Source organism: Nakamurella sp. GG22 (assembly GCF_052976845.2).
Genome location: NZ_JBRIIO020000014.1, coordinates 53,516 through 69,783, shown reverse-complemented (window position 1 = coordinate 69,783; position 16,268 = coordinate 53,516). Strand labels below are relative to the sequence as shown.

18 protein-coding genes are annotated in these 16,268 nt (G+C 68.7%); 9 read left to right on the top strand and 9 right to left on the bottom strand.

The features are described from left to right. Positions 1-7 precede the first annotated feature (7 nt). On the bottom strand, positions 8-1,087 hold the full coding sequence (locus ACVBEQ_RS15230) for a sigma-70 family RNA polymerase sigma factor (RefSeq protein ID WP_447154154.1): 1,080 nt from the start codon (positions 1,085-1,087) through the stop codon (positions 8-10). A 546-nt stretch (positions 1,088-1,633) separates the two neighbouring features. Here ACVBEQ_RS15230 and ACVBEQ_RS15225 point away from each other — a divergent pair. From ACVBEQ_RS15225 to ACVBEQ_RS15210, 4 genes are read left to right on the top strand one after another with little or no spacing between them, the layout of a single operon-like run. Continuing rightward, the gene (locus ACVBEQ_RS15225) at positions 1,634-2,599 is read left to right on the top strand and encodes a GAF and ANTAR domain-containing protein (RefSeq protein WP_447154153.1); all 966 of its coding nucleotides are present in this window, start codon (positions 1,634-1,636) and stop codon (positions 2,597-2,599) included. Continuing rightward, the gene (locus ACVBEQ_RS15220) at positions 2,596-2,889 is read left to right on the top strand and encodes a hypothetical protein (RefSeq protein WP_473163182.1); all 294 of its coding nucleotides are present in this window, start codon (positions 2,596-2,598) and stop codon (positions 2,887-2,889) included. The genes ACVBEQ_RS15225 and ACVBEQ_RS15220 overlap by 4 nt, the downstream gene beginning before the upstream one ends. Then, complete coding sequence (locus ACVBEQ_RS15215; protein WP_447154151.1) at positions 2,889-3,332, top strand: hypothetical protein; 444 nt, start codon at positions 2,889-2,891, stop codon at positions 3,330-3,332. Before ACVBEQ_RS15220 ends, ACVBEQ_RS15215 begins: the two co-directional genes overlap by 1 nt. Positions 3,333-3,336: 4 nt before the next feature. Beyond that, positions 3,337-3,624: a hypothetical protein gene (locus tag ACVBEQ_RS15210; RefSeq protein WP_447154150.1), complete on the top strand. Its 288-nt coding sequence runs from the start codon at positions 3,337-3,339 to the stop codon at positions 3,622-3,624. Positions 3,625-3,692: 68 nt separating this feature from the next. On the opposite strand, the gene ACVBEQ_RS15205 is transcribed toward ACVBEQ_RS15210, so the two are convergent. Further along, positions 3,693-5,270: an amidohydrolase family protein gene (locus ACVBEQ_RS15205; RefSeq protein ID WP_447154149.1), complete on the bottom strand. Its 1,578-nt coding sequence runs from the start codon at positions 5,268-5,270 to the stop codon at positions 3,693-3,695. On the opposite strand from ACVBEQ_RS15205, the gene ACVBEQ_RS15200 reads away from it, so the two are divergent. Beyond that, a complete protein-coding gene (locus ACVBEQ_RS15200; protein WP_447154148.1) occupies positions 5,269-6,072 on the top strand; it encodes an ANTAR domain-containing protein in 804 nt (267 codons plus the stop codon). The genes ACVBEQ_RS15205 and ACVBEQ_RS15200 overlap by 2 nt on opposite strands. Before the next feature lie 17 nt (positions 6,073-6,089). Here ACVBEQ_RS15200 and ACVBEQ_RS15195 read toward each other — a convergent pair whose 3' ends face one another. Next, positions 6,090-6,638: a DUF6328 family protein gene (locus ACVBEQ_RS15195; protein WP_447154147.1), complete on the bottom strand. Its 549-nt coding sequence runs from the start codon at positions 6,636-6,638 to the stop codon at positions 6,090-6,092. A gap of 276 nt (positions 6,639-6,914) precedes the next feature. Here ACVBEQ_RS15195 and ACVBEQ_RS15190 point away from each other — a divergent pair, with 276 nt between their 5' ends. Further along, positions 6,915-7,901 carry a diacylglycerol/lipid kinase family protein gene (locus ACVBEQ_RS15190; protein ID WP_447154146.1) on the top strand — a complete coding sequence of 329 codons (987 nt, stop codon included), beginning with the start codon at positions 6,915-6,917 and terminating at the stop codon, positions 7,899-7,901. A 28-nt stretch (positions 7,902-7,929) separates the two neighbouring features. On the opposite strand, the gene ACVBEQ_RS15185 is transcribed toward ACVBEQ_RS15190, so the two are convergent. Together ACVBEQ_RS15185 and ACVBEQ_RS15180 are read right to left on the bottom strand one after the other, a co-directional pair. Continuing rightward, positions 7,930-8,718, bottom strand: a complete 789-nt coding sequence (locus ACVBEQ_RS15185) for an MBL fold metallo-hydrolase (protein WP_447154242.1) — start codon at positions 8,716-8,718, stop codon at positions 7,930-7,932. Between the two features lie 150 nt (positions 8,719-8,868). Next, a complete protein-coding gene (locus ACVBEQ_RS15180; protein WP_447154241.1) occupies positions 8,869-9,111 on the bottom strand; it encodes an acyl carrier protein in 243 nt (80 codons plus the stop codon). 294 nt (positions 9,112-9,405) lie between these two features. On the opposite strand from ACVBEQ_RS15180, the gene ACVBEQ_RS15175 reads away from it, so the two are divergent. Beyond that, positions 9,406-10,020 carry a response regulator transcription factor gene (locus ACVBEQ_RS15175; protein ID WP_447154145.1) on the top strand — a complete coding sequence of 205 codons (615 nt, stop codon included), beginning with the start codon at positions 9,406-9,408 and terminating at the stop codon, positions 10,018-10,020. A gap of 28 nt (positions 10,021-10,048) precedes the next feature. Here ACVBEQ_RS15175 and ACVBEQ_RS15170 read toward each other — a convergent pair whose 3' ends face one another. Further along, the gene (locus tag ACVBEQ_RS15170; RefSeq protein ID WP_447154144.1) at positions 10,049-11,119 is read right to left on the bottom strand and encodes a universal stress protein; all 1,071 of its coding nucleotides are present in this window, start codon (positions 11,117-11,119) and stop codon (positions 10,049-10,051) included. A 73-nt stretch (positions 11,120-11,192) separates the two neighbouring features. On the opposite strand from ACVBEQ_RS15170, the gene ACVBEQ_RS15165 reads away from it, so the two are divergent. Then, positions 11,193-12,386, top strand: a complete 1,194-nt coding sequence (locus ACVBEQ_RS15165) for an NAD(P)/FAD-dependent oxidoreductase (protein ID WP_473163181.1) — start codon at positions 11,193-11,195, stop codon at positions 12,384-12,386. A gap of 107 nt (positions 12,387-12,493) precedes the next feature. Further along, positions 12,494-13,042, top strand: a complete 549-nt coding sequence (locus ACVBEQ_RS15160; RefSeq protein ID WP_447154142.1) for a hypothetical protein — start codon at positions 12,494-12,496, stop codon at positions 13,040-13,042. A gap of 166 nt (positions 13,043-13,208) precedes the next feature. Here the strand turns inward: ACVBEQ_RS15160 and ACVBEQ_RS15155 are convergent, their stop codons facing one another. The 3 genes from ACVBEQ_RS15155 to ACVBEQ_RS15145 all read right to left on the bottom strand — a co-directional run bounded on the left by ACVBEQ_RS15155 (position 13,209) and on the right by ACVBEQ_RS15145 (position 16,267). Beyond that, positions 13,209-14,393, bottom strand: a complete 1,185-nt coding sequence (locus ACVBEQ_RS15155) for a glycerophosphodiester phosphodiesterase (protein ID WP_447154141.1) — start codon at positions 14,391-14,393, stop codon at positions 13,209-13,211. Between the two features lie 63 nt (positions 14,394-14,456). After that, complete coding sequence (locus ACVBEQ_RS15150; protein ID WP_447154140.1) at positions 14,457-15,293, bottom strand: phytanoyl-CoA dioxygenase family protein; 837 nt, start codon at positions 15,291-15,293, stop codon at positions 14,457-14,459. A 2-nt stretch (positions 15,294-15,295) separates the two neighbouring features. Beyond that, on the bottom strand, positions 15,296-16,267 hold the full coding sequence (locus ACVBEQ_RS15145) for an aldose 1-epimerase family protein (protein WP_447154139.1): 972 nt from the start codon (positions 16,265-16,267) through the stop codon (positions 15,296-15,298). Position 16,268: the final 1 nt, after the last annotated feature.

The following is a 16,268-nucleotide window of genomic DNA, read 5'->3' as shown; positions in this document are numbered from 1 at the left end:
TTCTGGTTCATCGCCATTTCGCCATCGTGACCGTGGTGCCCTTGCCCTTTTCGGACACCACGTCGAACTCGTCCATCAACCGGCGGGCACCCGGCAGGCCCAGACCCAGACCCTGATAGCTGCTGACCCCGTCGCGCAGGGCGCGGGGAAGGTCCACGATCCCAGGACCGGCGTCCCTGGCCACCACCGTGACCCCGCGACGGCCCGGCTCGTCCACCATCCTGATCAGGATCTCGCCGCGCTCGGTGAACTTGACGATGTTCCGGGCGATCTCGGAAATGGCGGTCGCGATGACGGTGAGCTCGGTGGCGCTGAATCCCGCTCGCGCGGCGATCTCCCGACCGCGCTGCCGGGCGGTCACCACGTCGGCATCGACGGCGACCCGGACCCTGGCCTCGTCCTCGCTCTCCTTCGGCGGACGGCGCTCGAAAAGGTCGGCGCTCAGCTCCAGACACTCGTCGCATTCCAGCAGATGGCCGGCGGCATCGAGTTCGCGCTGTCGCCGGCGGTCCCCGGCCGACAGCGCATACAGCACGGGCCGGCACCGGTCGGTCGGCAGCCGGATCGCGAGATCGGCGATCAAGTATTCGACCCGAAGTTTTGCCCGGGTCCGGTTGAGCTGTGCGGCGATGGCTCCCGGGCTGGAATTCCGCTCGGCGGCAAGTTCCGCGGTCCCCGTCCCCTCGACTTCGTGAGCCAGCAGCACAGCCCGTTCGGCCGGCGCCAGTCGGGACAGCGCGGCCCCGACCACGGTGATCTCCTCCCGGCGGAACATCCTGTCGTCGGGCCGGACATCCTCCTTGCCGTCGACCATCAGGTGCGCCTTCCGCCTGGCCTGGTCGTCGCCCTTCCCGGCAGCGATCACCAGGTTCCTGGCGATGGCGACCGCGTACGGTGCCAGTGCGTCCGGTTCCAGCCGGTCCCGGGCGACCATCATCCGGGCGATCGTCTCCTGAGCCAGGTCGTCGACGATCTGGTGATCCCGCACGCGGGCCGCGATCACCCGTCGGACGATCGGCACGAGGTCGAGGATCTCGTCCTCGCCGTCGGGATCGAGCGCCGGCGGATCCGCCGGGGAGTCCCGCACGCATCCCCCTTCCCGGAGCGGCCGGAAACTCGACCGCAGACGACCCGAATGCTAACCCGCCGTTCACTTCTGCGGTCCCGCCCGATGCAAGCCACCCCGCCGTTCGTGGACACGACGGTATCCGGCTGTTCCTTGGAATACCCCAGGGGGTTACGAGCGCAGGGGCCAGCTCGATCCTGCACTCCCTGCGACAACTCTCCGGCTGCATGCGGCTCACCTCCTCACCTGTTCGACCCGTTCGGCTCGATGCGCCGCGACCGCCGAATCCCAGTCGGTGTGCGACGTTCGTCCGGAATGTTCCTGATCTGCACGCCCTGGCGGAACCGTCATCTGTTATGAGTCGGGCAGCGACACGGCATGACGGACGGGTCCGCATGGGGGGCGCCGTCGTCGATGGGGTTCCGCCCACGCTAGGTCGCGGAACGGTGGGTGACCCGCGTCATGCGATGCGGTCTCCGCACTTCTAACCAATGACCCGCGATGGCAGCGGACCGATCCAGGTGACCTGGCCGCACGGCAGATGCGTTCCGAACGTGGAGGAGGGAAATGATCGAGGACTCGTGGCCGGTGCCGTTGCGTGACGCCGGCGCCCCGTCGACGACCCGCTACCTCAACCGGTTGCCCGAGATGGACGGGCGGCCGCGCAGGCGACACGGGAAGCGGTCCCGACCCGGGATGCTCACCTCCGTCGACAGCATCGACGAACACCGCACCAACGAACCCCGCGCCGAAGCACCCCACATCGACGAACCCCGTATCGACAAACCCGGTACAGACAAACCCGCCGTCGCGCCCGGTCGGCGAGTCGCCGAGACGATGCGGTCGGCCGTCTCAGCCCCTTCGGTCGACCGCGCACTCGACCAGGTGGTCACAGCGGCGATGGAGACCGGTCGTTGGTGTGCCTGTGGAATGTCCGTGCTCGAGTCCGACGGAACGCTGCGGTCCGTGAGCCGGACGTCACCGCCGGCCCGCCGGCTCGATGAGTTGCAGTACCTGATCGGTGAAGGCCCCCTGCTCGACGTCGTGAGCGCTGAACCGGTCCTGGAGATCGTCTCGACGGATCTGCACCGGGAGAACCGGTGGCCCGGCTGGACGACGGTGGCGGCCGGGACGGGTATCCGGTCGGTCCTGACCCTGCGGCTCTTCACCGACGTCACGGTCGGTGCACTGAGTTTGTACAGCCGATTCCGCACCGGCCCCGACGAGGCAACGCTGGCCGCCGCCCAGGTGGCGGCCGCGCAGGCGTCGGTGGTGCTGGTGTACGCACAGTGCGAGTGGCGCCTCTGGAACGCCATCGACGTGCAGACCGCGATCGGCCGCGCCCAGGGAATCCTGATGCAGCGCTACGGCATTGCCGCTGACGCCGCGACAGCCGTTCTGCGTACCTACTCGGCGGAGCACGAGTTGACGGTTCCCGAGGTGGCGCGCCGGATCGCTGACAACGGTGCCTCTTTCGACCCTTCGAGCTGGGCGCTCTTCCACTCGCGACGAACACCGAAGGAAGGCAGATGACAGAAATGACATTCCTTGCAGACGAATCGGTCGGCTCCGGACAGCTGTATCCGGTGACCGATGTCGACGGTCGCGCGCCCCGTTCGCTCGCTGACTTCCGAGGCGAGGTGTGCGTGACACTGATCCGGAACGGCGACGCCGTCCAGATGCTCGGCTCGGGGTGCGAAGCGCCGACCGGAGTGCGTTTCCACCAGAAGGACCCTGGGCGCGACGGAAAGGACGTTCGGGTCTGGACCATCACGGAGGTCCTCGACGGATCCTTCGTCGCCTCGCCCGAGGCCGCGTTCTGATGGGCGCGCCGGTCAGCACGGTTGTCGACGCTTCGGTTGTCGACACAGCAGGTATCGACACAGCAGGTATCGACACAGCAGGTATCGACATGACAGGTGTCGATGCCTCGGGTATCGAGACTGCGCTTTTCGATGCGGTGCAGGCCGTCGCCATGTCGCGCAGGGCGATCACCGAGGCCGCCGACCGGCGGGAAGCCGCTGTCACCTCGGCCCGGTACGTGATGGAAGCGGCCGAGGTGGCCGAGCGGGCCGAGCAGGCGGCGGCAACGGCGGCAGCCGAGGCGGCCCTGCGAAGGCTTGCCGCGCAGGGCCTGACCCCCGCGATGATCGGCCGGCTCTGCTCCATCCCGGCCGGTGAGGTCCGGTGCCGGCTCGGCGGCGGTACGCAACCGGCGCGCGGAACGGTTCATCGCGCGCCGCCGAAAACCACGAGAAGAGGATGAGTTCGTGACGACGACACAGGGGAGCGCAGTGCTCAGCGAAGACGACTACACCGTCACCGAGGTGGCCGGCCACGCGCCGGACGGGCTCGACGATGTTGTTGGTGCAACAACAGTCACGGTGACCCGTGACGGCCATGCCTACCGGCTGATCGGCACGGGTGCCAGGACGGCCGAGGCCGTCCACTTCCACCAGAAGGAGATCGGGTCGGCCGGCGACGAGGTGCTCGTCTGGACGATCGTCGACCGCGGCGACGGGTGCCTGGTGGCCGAACCGCCGATCGCCGGCCGATAGGTCGGAGGGTCAGCGTCCCGCAGCACTGCCGCCGTCGGTGTCGTTGTCAGTCGCTGTCAGTTTCGCTGTCAGTCGCTGTCAGTGTCGACCCGCCGGCCCCGCACATAGACGCCTGTGATGGCCGGTTCGCGCATCGCCATGAGGAGGGCGAATAGCGTCTGGTCGCGGCTCAGGATCGGATCCTCTGAGCGCGATCCGTGTTCGAGCGCGGCTGCCAGTGGCGGCCAGTCGCGGGGATCGACCACGACGAGGTCGGCATCCCGGCCGATGTCGAAGTTGCCGATGCGGTCCTCCATGTCCAGAGCCCTGGCCCCGCCCACGGTGCCCATGAAGAGCATCTCGGCCGGGTGCAGCGACACCCCTGCAGAACCCGCCTCGGAAATGTGGACCTTGAAGGCATCGGCGAGCACCTGCGGGATGAGCCATTCATCCCCGCCGCCGAAATCGGAACCGACGGAGACGTTCACCCCCGACGCAATGGTGCGCCGCCACGGCATGGTTCCCGATCCGAGGAATTGTTGGGAGACCGGACAATGAGCGATCGATGTACCCGTCTCTGCCATTCGAGCGAGTTCGCCGTCCGCGCAATGGACGGCATGCGCGAGAATCGAGCGCGACCCGAGCAACGAGGCGCCGCCGACCCCGGAGCCGGCAAGGAATTTGCCGTCATAGGTGTCCAGGTACCGGTCGACCTGATAAAGCGACGTCGTCATGGCGATCTCGCCGGTACCCGGTCGATGGTTCTCGCTCAGGTGGCTGTGGAAGTAGACGCCGTCACCCCGCACCGATTCGTACAACTCCCCGAGCCCGCGCAGCGTGTCCCGCGTCACCGACAGCGCGAAACGCGGGATCACGGCGACGTGCAGGAGTGCTGTTGCCACGTCACCGGTGTCGGCGGCATGCCATCGGGTGATCTCTTCCCGGGTCAACCGGATGGCGTCGTCCTCGCTGGTGATGAGCGGGGCGGCGGTGGCCGGTCCGGTGGTCTGGATCCCACGCCCGGAGACGATGCGCAGACCCCGCCGGAGGGTCTCCTCGAACAAGGCGTCCTGCGCGTGCGGAAAGGCCGAACCGAATACCATTGCCGCCGTGGTTCCGGCGGCGATGCGCCGGCGGCAGAATTCCGCCGCGGCCGACCGCGCGAAGCCGGGATCCGCCAATCTCGCTTCAGACGGAAAGATGCAGCAGGTCAACCATTCGAGCAACTGACCGCCGCCGTAGGCGTCGCCGCTGAATGTCTGCGGATAGTGGACGTGGGTGTCGATGAATCCCGGGAGCAGGAATCCGGGTCGATGATCCTCCACGGGCCGGCCGACGAATTCCGCCGGCATTCGCGGGCGCTCGCCGCAGAACACGATGCGGCCCGCATCGTCCACGACCAGCGCGCCGTCGGGGATGGAGACCAGTGCGGACGGCGCATCGCTGACCGACGGACGGCCGGCGATATGGAAAACATGACCCCTGTGCACCGTCACCGGGCGAGCCAAGCACACGTCGGTCGCCGGCACCGAACCGGACCGGACACCCGGCCGGCGCGCCTTCACCAGATTGTGACCGTGCGGCGGCTCCGTGCCCCCTATCCTGGCCGTGGGACCAGGCGGAGCGCGGTCGGCGCCGGTTTGGCCCGCGTGCCGGGGGAGACACATGAGTGAGCACGTGCACGGCCATCCACGGCTGACGCTGGTGCCGGACCACGCCGAACGGCGTCGGCTCGACCTGCGCGGCATCTCGACCGGGGTCCGTCAGCTGACCCCGTCGGTCGAACCGGCCAAGGTTCTTGGTCAGTTGGCCGAGGTCATCGTTCCGTTGATCGCCGATGAGTGCACGGTGGCCATCACCGAATACGGCGGGCATCTGTACCGGATCCGGCAACCGATGGCCGATGGTGCATCGACCCAGCCGAGCACGACGCTCGAGGACGACCAACCTGCTCCGGCCGGCAACGGGCGCGGCCCGGCTGTCGGTCAACACCGTGTCGCCGTCCGCTTCTCCTCCACCGAGGGCGACTGCCGCGAGTACAGCGGTGTGCTGGCCTGCCGGTGGACGGACGGGTATCAACCCACCGATGCCGACGCAGGTGTGATCGGATTGCTGGTCGATCACGCGACGGCGATCGTGGAGCGACATCGGCTGGCCACCCAGGTGGCGGACCTGCGGGCGAACGCCGGTCAGGGATTGGCGCTTCCGGGCCATCAGCGCATCGCAGCGGCTGTCGGCATCCTGATGGCACTCCATCACCTCAGCGCTGCGCAGGCCGCCGACCTGCTGAACAGGGCGAGCGAGCACACGCACCAGTCCATCAGGGGTGTCGCCGATACGGTGCTCCGCACCGGGGGGATGCCCGACCACATCCACCATCAGCGGGTCCGGCCGCGCGAACATGCTCCCGACGAACGCGGTGTCGGTGCGACCGGTCTCGGTCGTCAGGAGCGCCGGGAAACTGGCTGAGTCGACGGCCGTGACGCTCAGGTGAGCGAGTGCACCGGCTCCGCATCGTCCAGTTCCGCCTCCGGTTCGCGGTCGTTGACCGCACGCGCATACCAGGGCAGTGCCGCCCACAGGCTCGCCAGCAGGGCGCCCGCAGCGACGGCGGCCGTCACGCCGACAGTTCGCCCGGCCACCACGTCGAAGATCAGCAACACCACGCCGGTGATGGCCACGGACAGCAGAGCAACGCCGATCACGGCGAGCCGGTGTGTCATCGTCACCATCAGATGACGGGCGTGCCGTCGGAACAGGATGCGGTGCAGGCTCACCGGGGCGATCAGGAACCCGATCGATGCGACCGCCAGCCCGACGGTTCCGAGGTAGATGCCCTTCTGGAAGCCGGTCAGTTCGGCGAACCGGGTCTGGAACGGCAGCGTCAGCAGGAAGCCGGTGAGCAGTTGCACCCCGGTCTGCAGAACCCGCAGCTCCTGCAAGAGGTCGGCCCAGTTCCGGTCGAGGCGCTGCATGGCGGTCTCGTCCCTGGCCTGCAGATTCCAGTCGTGATCATGCAATTCGGCAGTGCTCATCGTCGCCCTTTCACGTGGCGCGGCTACGCCGCAACCCACCCAGCTCCTGTCGCTCCGGACGCTCTGTGCTGAACGCCGAGCCACGACCACGGCCACTGGGCCGCGAATCACCCGACAACGCTTCACCGTTGTTCTCATCGCGCGACACCCTGTTGGTACCCGCGCGCGGCGCCGGACAAACGCGGGGCCCGCTGTCGGCTAGGTTCGGAAGCCTGCCGGGTGTTCCGGCTGCTGGCCGTTTTCCTACGGACCGATGTATCCCGGAAGGGGATGGCCGTGTCGATCGAGCCGACTGATGTCGACGTGGGCGCGGAGAGCGCCGACCGCCAGCGCCGCGCTTCCGCCGGCGAACCGCTCAGGTCCGCGGTGATCGTCAACCCGGTGCGGGTGCAGGACCTCGCCGAACGTCGATCGGTGATCGAGGCGTCGCTGGCCGATGCGGGGTGGCCGGAACCGGCATGGTTCGAGACGACCCGCGAGGACCCCGGCACCGGGCAGGCTCGCCGGGCGGTGGCCGAGGGCGCCGAGGTGGTCTTCGTCTGCGGCGGTGACGGCACCGTCCGCTCGGTGATCGCCGGGATGATCGGCACGGAGGCCGCGCTCGCACTGCTTCCGGCCGGCACCGGCAACCTGCTGGCGACGAATCTGGGTCTCCCCGACGATCCGGCGGAGGGCGTTCGGCTGGCTGTCGAACGCGGTCGGCGTCATCTGGACGTCGGCAGGGTGGACTGCGACGTGTTCGCCGTCCTGGCCGGGATGGGCTTCGACGCGGCGATCATGGCCGGGACGTCGTCAAAGCTGAAGGCGCGCATCGGTTCTCCCGCCTACGTCCTGACGGCGCTGCGGCACCTTCTCGATCGATCGATGAGTGTCGAGGTGGTCATCGACGGGCAGCCACCGATGCGCCGGCGCGCCCGGACGGTCCTGGTCGGCAACGTCGGCCGACTGCAGGGCGGGATCAGGCTGCTGCCGGACGCCGAGCCGGACAGCGGCGTCCTGGAGGTGGCCATCCTCGCGCCGCGCCATCTGGGCCACTGGGCGGCCATGGCACTGGCCATTTTGTTCCGCCGGCCGAAGGTGCCGAGCATGCAGATCCTGCGGGGCTCGAGGATCACCATCCGCAGTACTCGCCCGCAGCCCCGAGAGTTGGACGGCGACGTGATCGAACCGGGGCGGGTGCTGGACGTCGCCGTCGAACCGGCCGCCGTCTGGTTGTGCGTCGCACAGCCGGACGAGTCGGCCGATCTGACCGAGGGCGCCTGAATCTCCGCCGTCCGAACCTTGTTGACGGCTAGCGCGGTCGGGCCAGCGGAACGGTGTCTCCCGGCTTGACGTAGTGCACCCGGTCCGACAGTCCGCGGCGGTCCGCCTCGTCCCGGAATTCGGACAGGGAGGACCGGAACACCGGGTAGTCGTCATAGTGGATCGGGATGTTCGTATCGGCGCCGATGAGTTCGATTGCGCCGGCTCCCTGCTGGGCGTCCATCGTCACCATCAATCCGCCGGGCAGGGTGGTGCCGCCCAGATGCAGCACGCCGGTGTCGATGTCGGGGAATCGCACGGGGATCTCGTTCAGCTCGTCCACCAGCAGGGTGTCGCCGGAGATGTACACCCGTTGTTGTGCCGGCTCTGCCACCGTGCCCAGTTCCAGCATCGTGCCCATCACCGGCGGGAGGAGCCGGTGGGCCCAGCCGGGGGCATGACGGCCGGGGAGCGCGGTGATGGTCGCCGTGGTGTCTCCCCGGGTGATGCTGTGCGAGGTCCAGGTGCGGATCCCGGTCGCTCGCGGGAATCCACGCCACTGCAACCGGCGGGCGGCGTGCGGGGTGGTGAGCACCGGGAGGTCGTGGTCGAGGCCGCGGTGGGCGACCCGATCCCAGTGGTCGCCGTGCAGGTGTGACAGCAGGATCGCGTCCAGGTCCGGGAGTTCGGCAATCGACAGTGCCGGCTCCGTCAGCCGCTTGGAGGACAGGCCGTATCCCAGGTAGGCGCGCTGCCCCTGATGCAGGAAGTTCGGGTCGGTCAGCAGCGTCAACTCACCGAAGCGGATGATCGTCGTCGCGGTACCGAGGAAGGTCAGCGTGCCCTGCGCGGGTACGGCGCCGGTCGCCGGTGCCGGGACCGGCGCAGCCGCGCGGTTGACGTCGGTCACCTCGTGAATCCTTCCCGCTTGTTCGAAGGAACGGCGGGCCGGCCGATCGCCGGACCGGCCGGACCCGCACGTCAGGTCTCAGTTCATCGCGGAACCGGATTGGGAACTGCCGGCCAGTTCGCTGAGGAACTGGTGGCAGCGCGCCGCCCTTTCCGAATCCTGGGACATGACTTCCTCGAAGAACGAGGCGATGTCCTCGCGGCCGGCGTTGCGTGCGTCCCGAACGTACTGCCCGTAATCGTGGCTCGCCTTGAGCGAGTGGTATTGCACCGAGATCAGATCGAAACTGACATCGTCGAACCCGGTTTCACCGGTGGCCATCAGCGTCTCCTTTCCTCGAAACAACCGGACACAGCAGTAATCACCTGCCACCGGCAGCGCCAAGCAGCCAACCGCCGGCTGGGCCGGCATTTCACGCGGATGGCGTACGGGCTCCCGGCCTCGGGGGAATGCGCCGTCATCCGGATCGTTGACACGCGACGCGGTCCAAGCGAAAATGCCCGGTCTGTCCGGTTCGACCAGTTTCTCGTTTGGTTCATCCAGCGGTCCCTTTTCATCCGTATTAGTGGGGTGCGGCCGATTCGCGTCGTCGAACCCTGTGGAAGTGAGGGGCCCATGCCTCAGACGGTGCTGGCCGATGACTGCGCGATGCTCATCCGAACGGCCCTGATCTGCGACGACCGGGTGGCAGCGCGCAGTGCATTGACCCGCCGGCTCTCCAACTTCACGATCGTCGCGGCGGTGCCGGACGGCCGTTCGGCGCTCGACGTGCTGCTGACCGGTATGCCGGATGTGCTCCTGATCGGTCTGCATCGCGATTCGTCCTCCGGGCAGCACGCGATGAGGATGGTCCTGGACACCCACCCGTCGGCGGTGGTCGTCGTCTTCGGGTCGGTGGGCGACGCCGATGTCCTCGCCGCCGCCGTCGGCAACGGCGCGTCAGGGGTCATGCAGTGGGATACCCACCAGTCCCTGCATCCGGCGGTCCGCCCGCCGCTTCCGCAGCGGGCGCATGCTCATCCCGTGCAGCACCGGTCGCCGCTGACCGAACGGGAACTGGGCGTGCTGCGCGAGATCAGCAGGGGCCGTTCGAATCTCGAGATAGGCCACGATCTCGAACTGTCCCAGGACAGCGTCAAGAATGCGGCGCGCCGGGTTTTCCTCAAACTCGGCGCGCGCGATCGGGCACACGCCGTCGCCCTGGCGATGCGGCACGGACTGGCGATCTGAACCCCGGACCCGAAACGTTCCCGGTGGATCAGTTCTTCTTCGCCGGTGGCACGATGACGACCGGCACGGCACAGCGGGTGATCATCGCCTGGCCCGTGGAGCCCATGACCAGGCCGGCGAGCCCGCCGTGACCGCGGTGGCCGATGACGACCAGTTGCGCCGCCCCGGCCCGTTCCAGCAGTGCGGCCGTTGCCGGTCGGTCGGTGGTCAACCGTTCCACGGTAACGTGCGGGTGATCAGTGGTCCAGCGGGCCAGCTTTTCGGTCAGCCATTCTGTCTCGCCGTCACCGTTCGGCAGACCACCGAACGTCGCGGTGTACTGCTCCTGGACCAGTCCGTCCACCATCTCATCGGTCCAGCAGTGCAGGGCGATCAAGGGGCAGCCGCGCAGTTCCGCCGCTGCGAACGCGAACTCGATCGCCTCGTCGCCGGTCGTGCCGTCGATGCCGAGCAGAACGGGCCCGCCGGCGGGCAGCCGGCCGGGGTGGATGACGGCGACGGGAACCGGGTTGGAGTGGGCGAGTTTCGCGGCCACGGATCCGAGTGCCATGGCGACCCGGTTCCGGCCGTGCGCCCCAACCACGGTCACCGCGGCGTCGGCGGATTCTCTGGCGAGCACCCGCTTGGGGTCGCCGTAGACCATCTTGGTCGTCACGCCGAGCCCAGGGTGATGCCTGCGGACCTCGGTGACGGTGTCCGTGAGAAGGCATCGGCCCTCTTCGCGCATCTCCCCGAGCACGTTCGGTGGGTAGGGGTTGTACGCAGAGTACCCCGCGGGCGGGAGGACGTAGGCGTTGACCAGTCGCAGGCCGGTGCCGCGGCGTTCCGCTTCGGCCGCACCCCATTCCGCAGCACCGCGGGCACAAGCGGAACCGTCGATCCCGACGACCACCGGAGGGCCGGCAGCCCGGCGCGAATCGTCGAGGGGGCCCCTGGCCGGCACCCGCCCGGGGTGGTGGACCACCGCCGAGGTCGACAGGTAGGCCGACGTGGTCAGGTACTTCTGCAGGGCGGTTTCATGGTGCGCGCTCGGCACCCGGTCGGTGCCCACGGCCTCGCGTGCCTCTGCCCGTGCCCGGTGCGACTCGAAGGTGGTCATCGCTGTCCTCCTCGATGCCTATCAGCGTCCGTCTCTCGGCGGACCATCTCCCAAGCGTCGCCGCCCTCGGACCTTGCCGACAGAGGACAAGGACCCGAAACGGGTCGGTCGACTCACCGGCGCCGGTAGGGTCGGCGGGGTGCCGCAGCAGTGGGACCTGGTCATCGTCGGTGCCGGCCCCGCCGGTTGCGCGGCCGCTGCCGCTGCGCTGAACCGGGATCGGGACGCCCGCGTGTTGCTGGTGGACCGGCAGACGTTCCCGCGGGACAAGGCTTGTGGGGACGGCATTGCCGCTGAGGTCCTCGATGTGCTCGGCTCGCTGAGGTTCGACATCGGCGCCGTCCTCGACGGATATCCGGCGATCGACATGCTCCGGCTCACCGCACCGGGGGGAGCGGTGGCGGAGCGCAGGATGGCCCGCCCGGTGCACACCATCCCGCGGAGAGTCTTCGACGCCCGCCTGATAAGTGACGTCCTCGCCCGCGGGGCGGTGTTCGAAGAGCGAACCGTCCGGTCGGTGGAGTGCCGCAGCGACCGGGTCGTCATCGACGGGATCCACTCGGCCCGGGCGGTGATCGGAGCGGACGGTGCGGAGTCGTTGCTGCGCAGGGTGACCGCCCCGGACGGCGCCGGCCGCCCTTCCGTTGCGCTGGCCATCCGGGGCTATGCGCCGGAACTACCCGCGCAGCGGGGGAGCCAGTGGATCACCATGAGCCGCAACCGCTGGCCCGCATATGCCTGGAGTTTTCCGATCGGAGACGGCACCGCGAATGTCGGTTACGGCGAGATGCTGGCCGGTGATCCGGTGACCAGGGGCGTGATGATGCAGCGGATGGCCGCGCTGCTGCCGGGTGTGGGGCAACCGGAACGGCTTCGTGCGCACCGGCTTCCGCTGTCCCCGGGTCGACCACGGGTGCTGGACGGCCGGGTCATGCTGGCCGGCGATGCCATGTCGCTGATCAATCCGCTGAGCGGCGAGGGCATCTTCTACGCCGTGCTCTCCGGCTCGCTCGCGGGGTGCGCGGCCGGGCGCGGTGCCGGCGCGGGCGCCGCCTACCGCGCGGCGATGCGTCGCTCCCTCGGCCGCCACCTGCGCTCCACCGATCTGGCTGCCCGGTTGACGGGCGCCCCGCGATTCATCGACGCGGGGGTCCGGGCGGCGGCGCGCACCCAACCGGTGTTCGACGACCTGGTCAGGATGAGCCTCGGTGACGGCCCGCTGACTCCGCGACTGTTGGCCGGGCTGGTCCGCTCGCTGGGACGGTGAGCCGCGTACAGCGAAGCACAGTCGCCCGGTCCTCGGGAATCCTGAGGACTAGCCATGCCTACCGGCGGGTACTGAGCGGTCACCATAGTAACGACGGAGGGAAAGTCATGGCATTGAATACGGTTTCGCGCTCGCTGCACGACATCGGCCTCGCCGCATGGTTCGGCGGGACGTTGGCCAACGCGGTGGCGTTGAACGCGGCGTCCGCGCAGGCGGGTGCGCCGGGCGATCGAGCCGCGGTCGCCAATGCAGGATGGGACCGGTGGACGCCGGTCAACGCTGCGGCGATCGGCGCGCACCTGGTCGGCAGTGTCGGCCAGTTGGCGGGCAATCGGGGGCGGGTGTCCAGGCAGCAGGGCGTCGCGGCGATGTCCGTTGTCAAGACCGGGCTCACCGCGGCCGCTCTCGGCGTCACCGCGTACTCGCGTCTGCTGGGTGAGAAGGTGGCCCAGCGGGTCGATGTCCCGGTGGAGGACGGCACCACCCCGGTTTCCTCGACGCCTCCGAAGGTCGCGGCAGCGCAGAAGCAGTTGACCACGCTGCAGTGGGCCGTCCCGGCTCTGACCGGTGCCTTGATCGCGGTCAGCGCTTTCGCCGGAGAGCAGCAGCGTCCCAGTGCCTTCCTCGGGGGCTTGGTCCGTCGCTTCACTGCCTGAGTCCGCGATCTCGGGTCTGCGGATCCGAGTTCTGCCCGGGTCGGTTCGGCCGGCTGTTTTCTCAACCGGCCGAACCTGGGGCTCCTGCCACAATTTCCCGGGTACCAGGGGCGGGGTGCCTTACCTGAGCTATTACCAGTCGGGTGGGAAGGCAATCACCGGCGTCTCATCCTTGTGCCGTATGGATGTCCCGGGCGAGGACGCCGATGTCGGCCTGGTCGGTGAAGAATCCGTCGATGCCGGTGTCCAGGAACCGGTCGATCTCGTCGAGGATGCGCCCGTAGTCGGCCGGGTTCGCCGAAGATCGGTAGTCGGTGGGCAGGAACTCGTTCTCCGCCCTGAAGGTGTACGGGTGGACGAGCAGGCCGGCGGCGTGGGCGTCGTCGACGAGGCTGGTCGGCGTCGGGACGAGGTTGCCCTGTACGTCCCTCGGGATGATCTGATTCTTGTCCGGCCCGATGCCGTTGACCCATTTCGAGATCCGCTCCAGCCCCTTCGGTGAGGTGAGCGTCGCGTAGGTGTCTTTCCTCCCCTTGCTCAACAGGTCGAACGGTGCGCCGGTCGCGCTGGTCAGGAACACCAGTTTGGTCCGGACGCGGTACTTGGTGCGCAAGTCCTTCAGGTTGGTCAGTTCGAAGGACTGGATGAACACCGGGGATTTCGCCCGGTCCAGGCCGGCCCGTTTCAGTGCCCGCACCAGCGGGGGCTCCAGCGGCAGGCCGACCGACCGGAAGTAGGTCGGGTGCTTGGTCTCCGGGTAGATGCCGATCTCGCGGTGGAGTTCCCGGCTGAGTCGCTTGCGCAGGGCGAGGACCTCCGCGAATGTCGGGATCTCGAACAGACCGTTGTAGATGGTGTTCCGCTGGCGCAGCGCGGGCAGCCGCTCCTTTGCTCGCAGGGTCTTGATCTCGGCCAGGGTGAAGTCCTCGGTGAACCAGCCGGTGACGGCGGTTCCGTCGATCGACTTCGTCGTCTTCCGGGCGGCGAACTCCGGGTGGTCGGCGACATCGGTGGTACCGGTGATGTCGTTTTCGTGGCGGGCGATCAGGACGTGGTCCTTGGTCGAGACCAGGTCCGGCTCGATGAAGTCGGCACCCATCCGGGCGGCGAGTTCGTAGCTGGCCAGGGTGTGCTCGGGACGGTAACCCGACGCCCCGCGGTGGCCGATGACCAGCGGATCTCGGGCCCGATGGGACGACCCGTGCTGCTGCCCGGCGGGGGAGGGTTGGCCGGCAGCGTGCGAAGTGGAGGCAGCGAGCGGGGTCGCTGCAGCCAGCGGGGTGACGCCCATGCTCAGGGCGACGATGGCGGTGACGGCGAGCGCCAATGCCTGACGCGCAACGGTTTTCATGGCGGAAGGGTAGCTGTGCTTGCTAACCACCGCCGGGCGAACGTGACCGACAGGGGCGGTCGGTCAGGCCTCGCCCATCACCAGACCCTCGATCGTGTGCTTCTGGGTGATCGGTGTCAGCGTGTCGACGATCGGGCAGTGCAGGTGATCCCTGACCGCCGGCGGCAGCGTGTCCCAGAACCCCCGGGTCACCGCCGGGTCGTGGTGCTCGGCGTTCCCCGCGCCGGGCGCGTCCACGCCGATGACGAGGACCGGACGGCTGAGCTGGGAGTGGTTGACCGTGCCCCGATGGATGGTCAGGGCGGACCGAACCGAGATGTCTCCCATCTTCGGATACTTCCTGACCGCCCGTTCCTGGAACCTCGGGTACTCGGACTTGGGCGGGAACATGCCGTGATCGAACTTCTCGCCGGGATCCCACTGCGTCCCGGGCGCGATCTCGAAGGGCCCCATCTCCTCGACGGTGTCGACGCCGGTGAGATTGAAGGCCAGTGAGGTCAGCCGGTGGTCCTGCGCGGTTTCCCTCGGCATCGGGAAATCGCGGTGCCAGGGCTGGTTCATCGCGCCGGGTCCGGGCACGTCGAACCCGACCTCGACGATCTCGTAGTCGGGCCCGAGGATGGTCTCGCTCACCGCCATGAACCACGGGTGGGTGGCGATGTCCACGAATCCGCGCAGTGCTTCAGGATGGATTTCGACGTACCACCTGTTCGGGCCGCGGCCGACCGCGCCGCCTTCCCGCCCGAGGGCCTCCTGCAGCGCGGCGTCCATGTCCTCGCGCATCTGCTGCGCCCATTCGCGACTGAAGGCACCCTTCAATGCGGTGATGCCGTCGCCGTACAGCGCGTCGTGGATCGCGGACGCGTCGTAGTCGGTGGTCGGGTTCGTCTGCACGCTCATGGTCACGCACCAGTCCTCTCGGGGTCAGCGACGGTATCGACCGCGGAGATCGTCCACTCCGCGACATGGCTGTCGTTCGGTTGCAGCACCACCAGGTCCTGGGTGCTGTTGAAAGCGTCGGGTGGGCACGACATCGGTTCAACCGCAAGGCCCGCACGGTTGTACTCGGGTTCGGGGCGGTCGGCGGTGTGCACCTGCACCCAGGGCGCCCACGGTCCGAAGGTCATCTGTACGCCGCTACCGCCGGGGGCGCGCACCCGCACCGTCGCCCGTCCGCCGGCGTCGCGGTCGAGCGCGGTGAAGGCGTGGTCGATCTGCCGCTCGCCGATGACGTCCGCGACCCTGAAGTCGCTGTCCGCGAAGTCCACCGGGACGGTGCCCCGCGGCGCGAGCCGGTCGTCGGTGTCCAGGCGCAGTGCGGCCGGCAGTTCCAGCGACCAGCCGTCCACCGTCCCCGGCCCGGCGACGAGGTAGGGATGCGGGCAGTACCCGTACGGAGCGGCGCCCGATCCGGTGTTGACGGCGGTCGTGGTCGCCTCCAGGCCGTCGGACGTCAACCGGTAGTGGACGGTCAGGTGCAGCGGGAAGGGATAGCCCTGCTGCGGCACCAGATGATGCTCCAGAACGACGTGGCCGACACCGACATCGGTGACGTCCCAACGGATCCAGTGCACGAGACCGTGCAGCGCGTGGTGCCTGTCCACCTCGTTGACGGGCAGCTGCAGGTCCTCCCCGTCGAAGGAGTACCGACCGTCGACGATGCGATTCGGCCACGGTGCGATCGTCGCTCCGCGGTAGAGCGGGCGCATCGTGCCGGCCGGGAACGAGGCCACCAGGTCGTCGTCCCCGTGACGGAGCAACCGCAGGGTCGCGCCGATCTCGTCGATCGCCGCGGTGTACGGCCCGGCGGACAGCACATGCTCACCCGCCGCCGCGGGCCGAACGCCGGTCGTGCTGTCGGACAGCTCCGCCATG